The sequence below is a fragment of the Streptomyces griseorubiginosus genome (genome assembly GCF_001514195.1).
Taxonomy (GTDB): Bacteria; Actinomycetota; Actinomycetes; order Streptomycetales; family Streptomycetaceae; genus Streptomyces; species Streptomyces griseorubiginosus.
Genome location: NZ_KQ948735.1, coordinates 127,037 through 142,101 on the forward strand (window position 1 = coordinate 127,037; position 15,065 = coordinate 142,101).

At 73.8% G+C, this 15,065-nt stretch carries 13 protein-coding genes; 4 read left to right on the forward strand and 9 right to left on the reverse strand.

Features of this window, described 5'->3' with window-relative positions; all coding sequences use genetic code 11:
- Nucleotides 1–234: 234 nt before the first annotated feature.
- The 3 genes from AQJ54_RS07170 (at nucleotide 235) to AQJ54_RS07180 (ending at nucleotide 2,149) form a co-directional block, all read left to right on the forward strand.
- Nucleotides 235–651 carry a rodlin gene (locus AQJ54_RS07170; RefSeq protein ID WP_062235147.1) on the forward strand — a complete coding sequence of 139 codons (417 nt, stop codon included), beginning with the start codon at nucleotides 235–237 and terminating at the stop codon, nucleotides 649–651.
- 235 nt (nucleotides 652–886) lie between these two features.
- On the forward strand, nucleotides 887–1,138 hold the full coding sequence (locus AQJ54_RS07175; protein WP_211278504.1) for a chaplin: 252 nt from the start codon (nucleotides 887–889) through the stop codon (nucleotides 1,136–1,138).
- Between the two features lie 105 nt (nucleotides 1,139–1,243).
- Nucleotides 1,244–2,149, forward strand: coding sequence for a chaplin (locus tag AQJ54_RS07180; RefSeq protein WP_063806403.1), 906 nt, complete (start codon nucleotides 1,244–1,246; stop codon nucleotides 2,147–2,149).
- Between the two features lie 60 nt (nucleotides 2,150–2,209).
- Here AQJ54_RS07180 and AQJ54_RS07185 read toward each other — a convergent pair whose 3' ends face one another.
- Nucleotides 2,210–3,547: a carboxylate--amine ligase gene (locus AQJ54_RS07185; protein ID WP_062235158.1), complete on the reverse strand. Its 1,338-nt coding sequence runs from the start codon at nucleotides 3,545–3,547 to the stop codon at nucleotides 2,210–2,212.
- Nucleotides 3,548–3,695: 148 nt separating this feature from the next.
- Here AQJ54_RS07185 and AQJ54_RS07190 point away from each other — a divergent pair, with 148 nt between their 5' ends.
- Nucleotides 3,696–5,057: a glycoside hydrolase family 26 protein gene (locus AQJ54_RS07190; protein ID WP_211278505.1), complete on the forward strand. Its 1,362-nt coding sequence runs from the start codon at nucleotides 3,696–3,698 to the stop codon at nucleotides 5,055–5,057.
- Nucleotides 5,058–5,085: 28 nt separating this feature from the next.
- On the opposite strand, the gene AQJ54_RS07195 is transcribed toward AQJ54_RS07190, so the two are convergent.
- The 8 genes from AQJ54_RS07195 to AQJ54_RS07230 all read right to left on the reverse strand — a co-directional run bounded on the left by AQJ54_RS07195 (nucleotide 5,086) and on the right by AQJ54_RS07230 (nucleotide 15,009).
- Nucleotides 5,086–6,186, reverse strand: a complete 1,101-nt coding sequence (locus AQJ54_RS07195) for a GNAT family N-acetyltransferase (RefSeq protein WP_062235161.1) — start codon at nucleotides 6,184–6,186, stop codon at nucleotides 5,086–5,088.
- A complete protein-coding gene (locus tag AQJ54_RS07200; RefSeq protein WP_062027378.1) occupies nucleotides 6,183–6,842 on the reverse strand; it encodes a YveK family protein in 660 nt (219 codons plus the stop codon). The genes AQJ54_RS07195 and AQJ54_RS07200 overlap by 4 nt, the downstream gene beginning before the upstream one ends.
- Nucleotides 6,839–7,993 (reverse strand): glycosyltransferase, encoded by a 1,155-nt coding sequence (locus AQJ54_RS07205; protein WP_062235163.1) that lies wholly within the window; start codon nucleotides 7,991–7,993, stop codon nucleotides 6,839–6,841. Before AQJ54_RS07205 ends, AQJ54_RS07200 begins: the two co-directional genes overlap by 4 nt.
- Before the next feature lies 1 nt (nucleotide 7,994).
- Entirely contained in the window at nucleotides 7,995–8,711 is a 717-nt protein-coding gene (locus tag AQJ54_RS07210; RefSeq protein WP_062235167.1) for a polysaccharide deacetylase family protein, read from the reverse strand.
- Nucleotides 8,695–10,503, reverse strand: coding sequence for a murein biosynthesis integral membrane protein MurJ (gene murJ / locus AQJ54_RS07215; protein WP_062236993.1), 1,809 nt, complete (start codon nucleotides 10,501–10,503; stop codon nucleotides 8,695–8,697). The genes AQJ54_RS07210 and murJ overlap by 17 nt, the downstream gene beginning before the upstream one ends.
- Before the next feature lie 524 nt (nucleotides 10,504–11,027).
- The gene (locus AQJ54_RS07220; protein WP_062235170.1) at nucleotides 11,028–12,407 is read right to left on the reverse strand and encodes an O-antigen ligase family protein; all 1,380 of its coding nucleotides are present in this window, start codon (nucleotides 12,405–12,407) and stop codon (nucleotides 11,028–11,030) included.
- A 5-nt stretch (nucleotides 12,408–12,412) separates the two neighbouring features.
- On the reverse strand, nucleotides 12,413–13,837 hold the full coding sequence (locus AQJ54_RS07225; protein WP_062235173.1) for an exopolysaccharide biosynthesis polyprenyl glycosylphosphotransferase: 1,425 nt from the start codon (nucleotides 13,835–13,837) through the stop codon (nucleotides 12,413–12,415).
- Complete coding sequence (locus tag AQJ54_RS07230; protein ID WP_062027388.1) at nucleotides 13,834–15,009, reverse strand: glycosyltransferase; 1,176 nt, start codon at nucleotides 15,007–15,009, stop codon at nucleotides 13,834–13,836. The genes AQJ54_RS07225 and AQJ54_RS07230 overlap by 4 nt, the downstream gene beginning before the upstream one ends.
- Nucleotides 15,010–15,065: the final 56 nt, after the last annotated feature.

Sequence of the window (15,065 nt, forward strand, 5' to 3'; positions counted from 1 at the left end):
TGGAGAAACCCCGACCACCGGAGCGCCCTGGACAACTCGCCCCGGCGCGGCTTGGTTGCTGTCATTCACTCCGATGGCCCAAAGGTGCTCGGGGGAATTTCGTGCCGCGGCAGCGCCATTCGGGTGACGGGTCGAAACCAATCCGGATGCCGAGGGTTGATGCGGAAGCAGGAACAGTGCGTCTCGTCCCCGGGGACGTGTCCCAGGAGGCGTGTCCCAGGAAAGGAAAACGAAATGCTGAAGAAGGCAATGGCCGTGGCGGCGGTCGCCGCGTCCGTCGTCGGTGCCTCGGCGGCGGTGGCCCCCCAGGCGCTTGCCATCGGCAACGACCACGGCACCACGTCGGCCAGCGGCAACGGCGCCCACAGCGCGTTCGGCAACCAGGTGACCAAGGGTGACATGAGCCCGCAGGCCACGCTGGTCCAGGGCTCGCTGAACAAGCTCTGCGTCGGCCTGCCCGCGAAGGCGAACCTCCAGGGCATCGTCGGCATCATCGCCGCCGTCGGTGTCGCGCAGGACGTGCCGATCCTGTCGGCGCCGCAGAACCAGCAGTGCGCCGAGAACAGCACCCAGGCCAAGGGTGACGAGCCGCTGTCGCACATCCTGGACGACGTCTCCGCCCTGTCCGGCAACGGCGCCGTCGGCAGCTGAATCCCCTGCTTCGAAAACGCCCGGGCCACGGCCCGGGCGTTTTTCGTTGCTGATACACCGTCAATTGCTTTTCGCGTTGCTCGGATGAGGCGTTTCCTTGAAGGCGTTCGAGTGAATTACCCGGCGACACACGTTCCGTAGTTTCCTTCGCTGTCTATGCCTCGTTCTACAGCCTGCCGGTCATGGTGCGAGCCGTCCCGAATGCGTTCGCCCGGTTTCTACCGTCACTTCAGGCATGACCGCAGAGAAGGGAAACCTCATGAAGAAGACCGCTGCTGTCGTCGCGGGCGTGATCATGGCCCTCGGCATGGCCGCCCCGGCCTTCGCCGACGCCGGTGCCGAGGGTGCCGCCATCGGCTCCCCGGGTGTCCTCTCCGGCAACCTGGTCCAGATCCCGGTGCACGTCCCGATCAACGTGTGCGGCAACACCGTGAACGTCATCGGCCTGCTGAACCCGGCCATCGGCAACACGTGCGTCAACGACTGACGACGTAAACCGCCAGCCGCCCGGCTGTGCCAGGGCCGGCCCCGGACGTCTTCCAGTCGTTCGGGGCCGGCTTTTCCCATTTCTTCGAGCAGGAAGACAACGAGATTGCGCCAGACACTGAGCAAGGGAATGGTCGCGGCCGCCGCCGCGACGAGCATTCTGTCCCTGTGCGGCGGTCCCGCGATCGCCGAATCGCACGCGGGCGGGGCAGCCAAGGACTCGGCGGGCGTGCTGTCCGGCAACACCGCGAAGGCGCCGCTGGAGGTGCCGCTCAACGCCTGCGGTGACTCCGTGGACGTGATCGCCGCCCTCGACCCCGCGTTCGGCAACTCCTGCGCGAACGCCCCGGCCCCGCACAAGGCCGGTTCCCACGGTCCCCAGGGCCGTCACGCCTCCCGCGGGGACGACCACGGCTACGGCGACTGCGACACCGACGGCGGCTACGGCAGCCACGGCGGCGACTGCGGGGAGACCCCACCCCCGACGAAGCCCCCGCACACACCTCCGACGAAGCCCCCGCACACGCCTCCGACGAAGCCCCCGCACACGCCTCCGACGAAGCCTCCGCACACTCCGCCCCACACGCCCCCGCACACTCCGCCGACGACGAAGCCTCCGCACACGCCCCCGCATACGCCCCCGCACACTCCGCCCCACACCCCACCCCACACTCCGCCGACGACGCCGGGCACCCCGCCCACGACGACGCCCCCGCACACTCCCCCGCACACCCCACCCCACACGCCCCCGCACACTCCGCCGACGACGAAGCCCCCGCACACCCCGCCGCACACGCCTCCCCACACCCCGCCGCACACGCCCCCCACGACGGCGCCTCCGCACACGCCCCCGTACACGCCTCCGACCACCACCCCGCCCAGCACCCCTCCGCACCTGCCGCACACCGGCAGCAGCGGTGAGGCCATGCTGGCCGCGTCGGGTGTCAGCGCCGCGCTGATCGTGGCCGGAGCCGTCCTGTACCGACGAGGCCGGGCCGCGGCCCGCCGCTAGGACCGCACCGGGTGCCGGGCCGCACCGACCCGGCACCCGCGCCCGTCGGCGGGCCGTGCCTCAGCGGCTGCTCGCCCTCTCGTCACCGGGCAGGTCCGAGAGTCCGGGGAGACCGTCCGGTCCCGTCCGGTCGGTCAGCCGGGGCAGGTCGGTCAGGGACGCCACCGGCGCCGTCCCCTGGCGGATCACCTGCGCGGCCGCCCGCTGCCCGCGCCGCGTGCACAGCCGGCGCACCCGCTCCAGCAGTCGCCGGGACACATGCCGGGCCCACAGCGCCCACATCGCCCACCCGGGCCCGCGGTCGTCCGCCGCGTGCCACGCGAACTCCCGCCGGGCCGGCGCCGGACGCAGCGCGGCCAGCGGTGCGTAGTTCTCCACCACGAACGCCCGCCCGGGCAGCGCCACCCCGTCCGGCAGCGGCCGGTGGGTCAGGTCCAGGTGCAGCGCGCGGACGACGTCCAGGCCGGCGCTGTCGGTGAAGAGCCGGAACTGCGCGCCGGGCCGCGGGTTGAAGTCCAGCAGGTGGAAGTCGCCGTTCGTGCCGTGGCGCCGGAAGTCGAGGTCGAGGATGCCGCGGTAGCCCAGCGCGCCGGTCAGCCGCTCGGCGAGCACCCGCACCCGCGGATCGGGCCGCCAGTGCCCCACCGCGGTCAGCCCCGCACCGCGCGGCCAGGACTGCTCCTTGACACCGCTGCCGCCCGCACGCAGCGCACCGCCGCGGTCGGCGTACCCGTGGAAGAACCAGTCGCCGTCCGGCTGCGGCGGCAGGAACTCCTGGAGCAGCAGCCGGCTCCCCGCCTCCTCGGACCGCAGATACAGCTCGCGGGCCTCCCGCGGCGAGCGCACCACCACCGTGCTGCGCAGCCCGCCCTCCGTCGGCAGCAGCCAGGGCCGGCTCCACTTGGCGACCACCGGCAGCCCGAGCCGCCAGGCCATCGCGTCCGCCTCCCCGGCGCTCTCCGGGACCAGCGTCACCGGATGCGGCACGCCCACGGCCGCGCACACCTCGGCCAGTTCCGCCTTGTCCGCCAGCCGTTCGGCGAGCGGGCCCGGCTGCTGCGGCAGCAGATAGGAGGGGGCCAGCTCCGCACCCAGCGTGCCCACCGCGACGGCGCTCGCGTCGTCCATGGGGATCAGCACGGCCGGGTGCGGGATCCGGGCGGCCACCCGGCGCAGCACGGCGGCGATGTCACCCGGCGACGCCCCCGGCGGCGGCGGGGGATGCAGCTGCCGTACGAAGCGGGACGTGCGCACCGGACTTCCCGCGCAGTCGGCGACGACGTGCACGTCCACGCCCGCCCTGCCGAGCGAGCGCACGGCACCCAGCGTGCCGTGGTGAAAGGGGTTCCGGTCGATCCGCAGCAGCACGGCGGGGACTCGGGTGTCGAACAACGACACGGGCCATTCCTTCGGGTCGGTTCACTCGTGCGGACCATCGCAGCACTCGAAAGCCGTAGGCACGGTGGCGGAATTCATATTGATATGACTGAGTGTCAGTTAGTCGGAGAAGTGTCCGGAAAGCGCGAGAGTGGAGAAAGGAGCAGGAATGGACTCACAGCACAGACGGGCTCGTACCGGACGGTTGGCGTTCATCGCGGTGACAGTGGCCGCGTCGGCCGCCCTGGCGTCGGGCCCGGGTTTCGCCGTGGGGGCGGTCGGAGATCCACCCGCTCCGGCCTCCGCGGTCACCCCGGTCCCCGGGGTCCCGCCGGTTCCCGCCGTGACGCCCGCTCCGGCGATCACCCCGGATCCCGTCAGCCCGGTCCCTGTCACCCCGGCCCCCGTCACCCCGGTGGTCCCGGTGAAGCCGGTGGACCCCGTCGTGCCCGGAGGGCTGCCCGCCTTCGGCGCCTATCTCGACTACGGCCCCGACGGCGTCTCCCGGATGACCGAGCTCAGCCGCTGGCTGGGCAACGCCGACCTGCGCGTCGGGCACACCTATCTGCCCGGTGACCGCTGGAGCAACATCGAGGGCAGGCCCGACTTCCTGGAGGCGTGGGCCGACTGGCGCACCAAGCGCGCCGACCGGATGTTCGTCCTCAACGTGCCGATGATGGAGCGCAACGAGGACCACCTCTCCGACCACCAGGTCCGCTTCCTGCTCCGCAGGGCCGCGGCAGGCCAGTTCGACGAGCACTACCGCGTCCTCGCCAAGCGCCTGGTCGACCTGAAGGTGCCGGACACGGTGATCGTGCTCGGCTGGGAGATGAACGGCACCACGTACTCCCATCGCTGCGGTCCGGACCCGGAGTCCTGGAAGAAGTACTGGAACAGGATCGTCACCACCATGCGGTCGGTCCCGGGCCAGAAGTTCAAGTTCGACTTCAATCCGACGCGCGGCCGGGACGCCGTTCCGTGGACCCAGTGCTATCCCGGTGACGACACCGTCGACATCATCGGCATGGATTCCTACGACCAGCCGTCGGGAATCACTTTCGACCAGCAGATCAAGGAGCCCTACGGCCTTCAGGCGCACGTCGATTTCGCGAAGGCCCACGGAAAGCCCATCTCTTATCCCGAATGGGGGCTTTTCCGCAACGGGGACAATCCCGAGTACATGAAACGCATGCTCGCGTGGATGGACGAGCACAAGCCGCTCTACAACACGCTGACCGACTACTGCCCGCACGGGGTGTGGCAGTGCTCGGACAACCCGAAGTCGTCCGAGGTCTACCGTTCGGTGCTGTTCGGCCGGACCGGTGAGCCGACCACGGAACCGACCACCGAGCCGACCAAGCCCACCGAGCCGACGACCCCGCCGACCACCCCGCCCACCACCGAGCCCACGAAGCCGCCCACCCCGACGACCCCGCCCAACTGCTCGCCGCTGCAACTGGGCGACTGGGTGGAGTACTGGCTCGGCGGCAAGCTGTGCCTGCGCTTCGACTGGTACTCGCGCAACCGCTAGCCGCACCCGCCGCCGGCGGCAGGCCCCCTCAGGACCTGCCGCCACCGGCACGCTCCCTCCACCCGTGCCGGCGCAGCAGCAGTTCCTTGCCCCACCGCCGCGCGGCCACGTCGCACAGGACCGCGGCCAGCAGCGGGGCCGTGTGCCTGCGCGCCAGCAACAACCGCTGGTTCACGACCTGTTCGGGCCGCCAGTGCTGCTTGTACGGCTCGTTGCCGCGCAGCAGGCTCAGCGTGCCGCGCGCGTGCTCACTGCACGCGTCGAGCAGCATCACCGCCACGTCCGCCTTCTGTTCCCGCAGCCGCGGATGGGCCCCGTACAGATAGCCCCCGGCCAGCCGCCGCGACAGCAGCGTCAGGTCCACGGCCACCACGTCGTCGTCCAGCCGGAACTCGGTGACCACCGCGTCCCCGGAGCGCACCATCGGCCCGACCGAGCGCACCAGGTGGTCGCAGAACCGCGGCCGCAGATGCTCCGACGTCACCTTCCGCCCCTGCCACTGGAGTTGGTGCAGCTCGATCAGGCGCCGCAGCGCCGAGTCCACCTCGTCCGGGTGGACGACACTGCGCCGGACCCCCAGCGAGGTCAGCTTGCGCAGCTTGGCGCGCACCCGCTGCTGGGCCTTCGTGGACGGCAGCCGGGCCACCAGCTCCTCCATCGGCACGGCGGGCAGCTCCAGGCACACCGAGTCGCCGACCCGGCGCCGGGGCCCGCTCCAGTGGTCGTAGATCCTCTGGGCCGCGCCGCCGGGGCGCACCTCGCGGAAGTCGACCAGCGCGGTGCGGGCCGCCCGGGCGAGGCCGTCGGTGAGGGCGGCCACCGCCTCCTCGCCCCGCCCGTCGTCCAGCAGGACGTCCCCGTAGTCGGAGATCGCCCCGCCCAGCGGCACCAGGGAGGGCACCGGCCGGCCCACCCGCATCAGCGGGGCGGCGGCGACCAGTTCGCCCTCGTGCCGGACCAGGACCAGCCTCAGGCGCCCGGGCCTGCCGTACGACAGCCACCAGGAGTGCAGCCAGGCGTGGCTCTGGAACGGGGTCGCGGACTCGCAGCGGCGGTACAACCCGTCCCACTCGGGGCCGAGTTCGGCGAAGGCCCGCTCGTTGGTGACCAGGTGGGTCGTGTACGTCACAGCTGTCCGTGGGCTTCGGCGGCCACGGCGGGGGCCGGCACCGACGCCGGGCGCCCCTGGTCCCGGCCGGTGCGCCGGGGCCGGGCCAGCAGCACCAGGCCGCCGAGCAGCCCGCCCGCGCTAGCGCCGACCAGGCCCGTCACCGCGGGGGAGGCGGAGGACGGCTCGGTGGGCCTGGTGGCGCGGGCGAACTGCTGGAGCTCGACGTTGGTGGCGCTCTTGGTGTCGTTCGCGTGCCGGGTCAGGGCGCGGGAGACCGCGTTGGCCATGTCGGCGGCCAGGTCGGGGCGGTCGGAGGTGGCCGTGATGGCGACCATCGGGGCGTCCGGCGAAGTCGCCGTCTGGACACTCGACTTGAGCGTGCGCACCGGCACCCCGGCCCACACCTGGGCGTCGCCGAGCACCGCGACCTGCGTGGCGACCCGGCCGTAGGCCTGCGCGAAGCCCAGCGCGGACGCCGAGTCGGACTTCTCGGTCGGCACGGCGACGACATAGGCCGTGGCCGTGTAGGCGGGCGGCTTCGCGAGGCCGTAGACCCCGCCGAGCAGTCCGCCCGCGAGGGCGCCGGCGGCGATCAGGGACCAGGGCGGGAGGGCCTTGACGCGGCCCAGCGGGGAGGGGCGGCGGGCGCTGGTGGGGAGGTCGGTGGTGGTCATGAGGAACTGGCTCCCTGGGGTGACGGGGACACGGAAGGAGCGGCCACGGCGGCCGCGTAGACGTCCATCAGCTGGGCGGCACTGCGAGTGATGCTGTAGTGGTGGGCGGCTTCCGGCGCGGTGCGCGGGCCGGTGTCGTGCGCGCGGGTGGCCGCCACCGCGCGGGCGAACGCGGTGGGGTCGCAGGCGACCTGGCGGGCCGCGCCCGTGCTCTCGGGCGGCAGGTCCTCGATCGCCGGACAGGAGGCGTAGAGCACGGGCAGCCCGGCCGCCAGCGCCTCCACGGCCGCGAGCCCGAAGGCCTCCTCCGGGGAGGGGGAGGCCAGCACGTCCATCGCGGAGGTGAGGGAGGGCAGGTCGGGGCCCGGCGAGCCGTCCGGGGCGTAGGGCAGTTCACCGGTGAACAGGACCCGGTCGGCCACGCCCGCCTCGTGCGCGGTGCGCCGGAGGCGGTGCTCCTCGGGCCCCCCGCCCACCAGCACCAGGCGGCAGATCTCGGGGAGCTGGGCGAGGGCGCGGATCAGGACGTCGAACCGCTTGCCCGGGTGCAGCCGCCCGATGCCCCCGACGACGTACGCCGTCTCGGGCAGCCCGAGAGCCTGCCGGGCGCGCAGCCGGCGGGCCGGGTCGAAGCGGAAGCGGTCCAGGTCGATGCCGTTCGGCACGACCGCGATCCGGGGCGCGGGCACGCCCCAGTGACGCAGGCGGGCGGCGACCGTGGGGGAGACGGCGACCGTGGACCGGCCGAGGCGCTCGCTGGCGAGGTACAGGCCGCGCACCCCTCTGGTGAGCCGGCGGCCCTCCATCTGCGAGTCGCCGAGGGAGTGTTCGGTGGCCACGATCGCCCGCACCCCCGCGAGCCGCGCCGCGAGCCGGCCGTAGACGCAGGCCCGGTAGAGGTGGGTGTGCACGAGGTCGTAGCCGCCGGACCGGATGTGCCGCACCAGCCGGGGCAGCGCCCCCAGGTCCCGGTTCCCGGCCATCCCGAGGTGGGTCACCCGTACGCCGTCGGCGACCAGCCCGTCCGCGACCGCGCCCGGGTTGGTCAGGGTCACGACCTCGCAGTCGACCGGCAGATGCCTGAGCAGCAGCCGCAGTTGCTGCTCGGCACCGCCCACGCCGAGACCGGTGATGACATGCAGGGCCCGCACCTCAGATCCCCTCGACGGGACGGCGGCGCAGCCGGTGCAGCCGGTGTTTGAGGAACAGGCGTACGGCGGTGTCCTGCTGGCCGATGTGGACGCGGGGCAGCGCGAGGGGGCCGTTGATCGGGCCCGGGTCGATGGCGCAGGCGTAGCGGTACCCGGCGTCCCGGACGGTGTCCACCGCGCGCTGGTCGAGCGTGCCGTACGGGTAGCAGAAGCCGCCGATCTGAGTGCCGGTGAGCTCCTCCAGCAGGGCCCGGCTCTCGACGACCTCGGACTTGAGCGTGACGTCGTCCGCCTGCGTCAGGTCCACGTGGGTCAGCCCGTGCGAGCCGATCTCGACGCCGGCTTCGGCGGCCTCGCGGATGCCGTCGGCGGTGAGCAGGGGCTTGCGCGGGCCGAGCGGGTCCCACGCGTTCTCGCCGCCGAGTCTGCCGGGCAGCACGAACAGGGTGGCGCCGAAGCCGTGGCTCGTGAGGACCGGCAGGGCGTGGTCTAGGAAGTCGGCGTAGCCGTCGTCGAAGGTGAGCCCGACCAGGCCGGCGCGGGTGGGTGCGGCCAGGAGCGCGGACACGGAGACGCCCCGCAGCCCGCGGCGGCTCAGCCAGTACAGCTGGCGGTCGAGCCGGTCGGGCGTGACGGTGATGCGGTAGGGGTCCTCGGAGCAGTCGCCCACCGAGTGGTACATCGCGATCCACGGGGTGGAGTCAGTGGCTGCGGCCATGAATGAGCCTTCGTGTGACGGAGTGGACGGACTGGAGTACCGGAGCGAGACCCTGGGCGCCCAGGGCCCGGGCGAGCAGGACGAACACGGTGAGCACGGTCGCGGCGCCGGCGACCAGGCCGGTCAGCGGGTCGTCGAGACGGCTCGCCACGAAGGCGCCCGCCAGGGTCGCGACCACCGCCGCCCGTACCGGCCTGCTCAGCTCGGCGAGCACCTGCCGGGTGCGGATCGGCACGCTGCGGCGGCGCATCCCGGCGAGCAGCAGCGCGGCCGTGACGGTGATGCCGGCGGCGTTGGCGGCGGCGATCCCGAGGACGCCCCAGGGGCCGACCGTCCAGGCACCGACCCAGGAGGTCACGATGATCCCGCCGACCATCGCGGAGACCGGGTACCAGCTGGGGCGGCCCGCCGAGAAGTAGGAGCGGACCAGCGCGCCGGTCAGGGTCTGGCCGAGCAGTCCGAGCGCGTACACCCGCATGACGTCCGCGGTGGCGGTCGTGTCCCGGACCGTGAACGCGCCCCGCTGGAAGAGGAGTTCGATGATCTGCGGAGCGCACGCGATCACGGTGGCGGCGCCGAGCAGCACCACGCAGGCCGCGAGCGCCAGGTCCCGCTCCACCCGGCCGCGCGCCCGCTCCACGTCCCCGTCGGCGAGGGCGCGGGCGACCACCGGGAAGGTGACCGTGCACAGCATCAGCGACAGCGTCATGGGGATCTGGGCGACCTTCTGCGCGTAGTTCAGGTGCGAGATGGCGCCGGCGGGGAGCGTGGAGGCGAGGAACCTCTCGATCAGGACCTGGGACTGCCGGCACAGCGCGAAGAGCAGCACGGTCGCGACCAGGGCGACGGTCACGGCACGCTGCTCGTCGGCCTCGACGGGCAACGTCGGTTCGACCTTCCGGCGACGCAACTGCCGCACGAAGGAGGGCAGTTGGATGAGCGCCATCAATCCGCTGCCGATCGCCACCCCGAGCGCCGCCGAGCGCACCCCCCAGTGCCCGCCGAGGACGAACATCGCGGTGATGATGCCGGTGTTGTACGCCACGTAGATCGCCGCCGCGGCCACGAAGCGGCGGTGGGCGCGCAGTGCCGCGCTGAAGTATCCGGTGAGGCCGAAGCCGAGCACGCACAGCGCGGTCAGCCGGGTGCAGTCGACGGCGAGCGCGGGGTCGGGCAGGCCGGGGGCCAGGGCCTCGACCAGGTAGGGGGCGGTGCCGGCGATCAGCGCGGACACGGCGGCGAAGGCGAGGCAGAGCCGGGGCAGGGTCGACGCGACCAGTGCGCGGACCGGGTCGCCCGCGGCACCCTGCGCCCGCCGGGCCAGCGCCAGGCTGAACGCCGGGATCAGCGCGAACGCCAGCCCGTCCTCGATCAGCAGCGTGGACGCGAACTCCGGGACGGTCCAGGCCACCAGGAACGCGTCGGTCTCGCTCCCGGCCCCGAACAGCCGCGCCAACGCCTGATCCCGGACCAGCCCGAGCAGGGCGCCGGCGATGGACAGCACAGCGGTGACGAGGGTGGCCTTGGCGAGGAACCGACGCGAGACGGGGGTCAGTTCGCCTTCGGCGGGGTGGGTGGCGGGGCGGGCGGTGGAGCGGTCGGGGGTGCGGGCGGGGGTGCGGGCGGCGGGGCGGACTGGGGGGCGTGCCGGGGGACCGTCCGGAGTGGCGGGGGTGGCCGTGGTGGAGAGCTGGGCGGTACCGGTTCCCTGGGTGGTGGCCGCGGTCGGCGTACGAGGAGTGGCCGCCGGGTCCTGAGCGTTGGCGGGGGGCGATCCGGCGGTGGCGGGGATCGAGCCGTGGGTGGCCGTGCGCGCGGGCGGCCGGTTACCGGCCGGGGCGTGGACCGTTCCGTAGGCCGAGGTCGTCCGGCCGCTCAAGGGCCCGAACGGCAGGGCGCTCGCCCAAGCGGGGCCGGTGGTGGAGGCGGGCGTCGCGGGACCTACGTTCGTACGGCCGCTCGTGGGCGTGGGGCCCGTGGCCGTACGGCTGTTAGTGGGGGCGGCGGGACCCACGTCCGTACGGCCGCTCGCGGTGGCGGGACCGGTGGCTGTACGGCTGCTCGCCGATGCGGGATCGGTGGCTGTACGGCCGCTCGCGATAGCGGGATCCGTGGCGGTGCGGCTGCTCGCCGGTGCGGGATCCGTGGCGGTGCGGCTGCTCGCCGGTGTGGGATCCGTGACCGTGCGGCTGCTCGCGGGCGCGGGACCTGTGGCCGAACGACTGCCCGCAGCCGTAGGACCCGGGGCCCCGTGGCCGGTCGCGGGTGTCCCCGGTGAGGGCTGTGGCTCCCGGGGTGGCCGAGGGCCCGTCACCCTCATCGTGCCGTGGCCTTCCCGGCCGGTTCGCGCACCGGGGTCACTGCTCCGGACGGGGCCTCGGTGGCGTGCGCGGCCAGCGACCACCACGCCACCAGGCCCAGGCAGACCGCCGTCAGGACCGTCGAGGGGCCGCCGATGTCGGCGTACGCGAAGTCGGTCAACTGCCAGACCAGCAGCCCGCAGGCGACCAGCGCGCAGTCGAGGCCGGGGCCCCCTCGGCGTACCCGCAGCAGTCGCCGCAGTCCGCACACCAGCAGCGCGAGCCAGCCGCCGGCGAGGGCCAGCAGCCCGATCAGGCCCTGTTCGGCGAGGATCAGCAGGTACATGTTGTGCGGGGACAGCAGCGGCTGCCGGACGAACCCGGTGCCCGCGCCCTCCGTGTCGCTGCCCGCGGACAGCGCCAGCGAGGCGTGCGCGTCCCGGTGCTCCGGGAAGCCCTTCAACCCCACGCCGGTCAGCGGGTGTTCACGCCACATGCCGACGGCCGCCGCCCACATGGTGTACCGGTCGGTGACGGACTGGTCGGGCGCGTCGGTGACCTGCGTGATGCTGTCGACGCGCTCCTGGAGCATCGCCGAGCCGACCCCGAAGCCGCCGACCAGGATCACCCCGAGGGCGGCCACCACCGCCCCCACCTTCAACGCCCGCCGCAGTCCGGCCAGCAGCAGCTGGACGACGATCGTCACCACCGTGGCGATCCACGCGCCCCGACTGAAGGAGAGGGCCAGCGGGACCAGCAGGGCGAGCGCACAGCAGGCGGCAACCGTCCCCTGCCGTACCGAACTCCGCCCCAGCGCCAGCCCCACCGCGCACACCAGCCCGAAGGACACCACGGTCGCCATGCCCATCACGTCCTGCGCCCCGAAGGTGCCGACGGCCCGGATCTCCTCGCCCTGGTAGGAGGCGCCGGTCCCGGTCAGGAACTGGTGGACACCGATCGCCCCCTGCCACAGCGCCAGCCCCACGAACGCCCAGGCCACCAGCCGGAAGTCGGCCCGGCCGCGGACCAGCAGCAGCACGGCCGCCGGGACCAGCACGAAGATCTGGAGGTAGCGGCCCAGGCCACCGAGCCCGGCGCCGGGGGAGGAGGCCCCCGTCGCGGCCACGGCGAGCCCGATCACCGGCAGCCCCAGCAGCACCACGGCCGTGCGCGACAAGGGGCGCCTGCGCTCCCGTACCAGACGCAGCGCGCAGGACAGCACCGCCAGCGCGGAGACCGCGTCGGCGGGACCCGCACCGCCCTCGCCGCCCGGGCCGAGGGGCAGCGCGAGCAGGGCGATCACCAGCAACACCGGCAGGACCGGCGGCAGTTCACGAAGGCGGGCCAGGGCCGGCGGGCGGACCGGCAGCGACTCGGCGTGGGGCGCGTGGGTCATCCCGCTCAGCTCCCCGTCGGGCGCACGAGGGAGGCCGCGGTGCGCAGCAGGATGCAGACGTCCTGCCACAGCGACCAGTTGTCGATGTAGGCGTTGTCGAAGCGGGCCCGGTCCTCGATCGAGGTGTCACCGCGCAGCCCGTGGACCTGGGCGAGCCCGGTGATGCCGGTCCGCATCCGGTGCCGGGCCGCGTAACCCGGGTAGGTCTGGCTGAACTTCGTGACGAAGTAGGGGCGTTCGGGGCGCGGCCCGACCAGGCTCATGTCGCCCCGCAGCACGTTCCACAGCTGGAGCAGCTCGTCCAGCGAGCTCTGGCGCAGGAAGCGGCAGAACCACGACATCCGGATCTCGTTCGCCACGCTCCACCGGGTCGCGGACTCGTGCTCGTCGACCGGGCGGTGGGTGCGGAACTTCAGCAGGGTGAACGGCTTGCCGTCCTTGCCGATGCGCTCCTGCCGGAACACCACCCCGGGCCCGTCGGTGAGCCTGAGCACCACCGCGCACACCAGCAGCAGCGGGCTGACCAGCAGCAGCAGGCTCCCGGACACAGTCACGTCCAGCAGCCGTTTGCCGACGCTGCCGCGCCGCCGTGCGCCCATGTCCAGGCGGCGACAGGAGAATCCGGCGAGCTGGTGGCGGCTCTCGTACGACGGCGAGTCCGCGTCCACCTCCCACACCGAGCAGCCGGACTCCGCGAGCGCCCGCAGCAGCGGCCCCTGCTCGGTCCGTACGGAGGGATGGACGGTCAGGACGTCCCGTACGCCGTTCTGGATCAGGGCGCGCTGGACCTCCTCGCCGGTCGTCAGCACCGGGAGGCCGTCACCGCCGTCGGGCTGGTCGGCCACGATGCCCACCGGCCGTACCCCGCACCGCGGATGGCGCTGCACGGCGGCGGCCACCCGCTGGGCGGTGCCCGCGGGGCCGACCACGAGGGCCGCGCGCGGCCGGGCGAGCCGGGCGGTGCGGCGCCGCCAGTGCACGGTGCCGCGGCCCGCGCAGGCCACCGCCGACTGGATCAGGAAACCGGCGGTGAGCGTGCCGGCGCCCAGGGCGAGGGCCGGGTCGTAGGCGGCGACGAGGGCCGCGACCGCGAGCCACGCCACCGCGATCCGGCCGCAGACGGTGGGCAGTTCGTCGAGGATGCCGGGCACCGCCCGGGGCAGCTGCGGCCGCAGCAGTATCGACGCGGCGACCAGTACCGCCGCGAGCAGCGGATGGCGCAGGGCCTCGGCCATCGCCGAGGCGCCGATCAGCGCGGCGAGGGCGTCGGCCGCGAGCAGCGGCACCGGCGAGGCGGGCCGGGCCGGGGGCCGCCGCAGCGGGAACCGGAAGCCGGTGGTGGTGCCGCGCGGCGGCATGAGCGAGACAGGCGAGAATCGCAGATTCCGTGGCTGTCCGCCGGGCGAGGGGACGGTACTTTCCGCGGTCACGAGTGGATGGACTCCCTGTATTCGGTGGGCGCGAGGCGCCCTGCGAACTCGCCGCCGAGGAGCTCGCGGTACACGTCCGCCACCGCCCCGGCCGTGTGCTTCACGTCATGGGTGGCCAGGACGTGCCGACGTCCCTGGTGGCCGAGCGACTCGCGCAGCAGCGGGTCGAGCAGCAGATCGGAGACGGCACGCGCGAGGGCGGCCGGACTGCCCGGCGGTACCAGGCAGTGGGGTGCGAGACCGGGCGGCAGGCTCTCCCGGGCGCCGTCGACGTCCGTCACCACCACCGGCCGCCCGCACGCCATCGCCTCCAGCGGGGCGAGCGCCATGCCCTCCCAGCGCGAGGGCAGCACGACCAGATCGGCGGCCTGGTACCAGGGCACGATGTCCTGGACGCTGCCCGCGAACACCACGGACCGCGGCGATCTGCTGCGCAGGGCCTCGGCGTCGGGACCGTCGCCCACCAGCACCAGCCGGGCGCCGGGCACACGCGCGAGGATCGACTCCCACGCCCGCAGCAGCACGTCCTGCCCCTTCTGCCGGCACAGCCGCCCCACGCACATCACGAGCGGGGCCGCCGGATCGACGTCGGGCAGCAGCGTCGCGCGGACGGTCCCGACGGCGGCGGGGTGGAAACGCCGGGGCTCGATGCCGTTGGGGATCACGCTCCAGCGGGCCGCGATCCCGGCGCGCACGCCGGTCGCACGCTCCGCCGCGCTCACGCACACCACGCGGTGCGCCCAGCGCGCCCCCTCCCGTTCCCACCGCAGCGCGAGCGCCGAGGTGAGCCCGCCGACCGCCTCGAACGACCAGGCGTGCGGCTGGAACACCGTGGGGATCCGTCCCCGCACCGCGAGCCGGCCAGCGAGCCCGGCCTTCGCGCTGTGCGCGTGCACCAGGTCGGGCCGCACCGCGCCGATCACGCGGGAGAGCCCCCGTACCTCCTGGGGGAGCGCACGACCGGGCGAACGGGTCGCGGGCCAGTGGTGCACCTCGGCGCCGACGGCCCGGAGCGCGCCGGTGAGCGGGCCGTCCGGGCAGGCGACCGTGACGTGCAGGCCCGCCGCGAGCTGGGCCCGCGCCAGGTCCGTCACCACCCGGGCGACCCCGCCGTCCACGGGCTGGGTGAGGTGCAGGACCCGTGGCCGAGGGTCGGTGGCTGACTGCTGCATGCGCGGTTTCCTCGCTCACGGGTGGTGCTCAAGAGGGGCGGGAACGCGCCTCACTG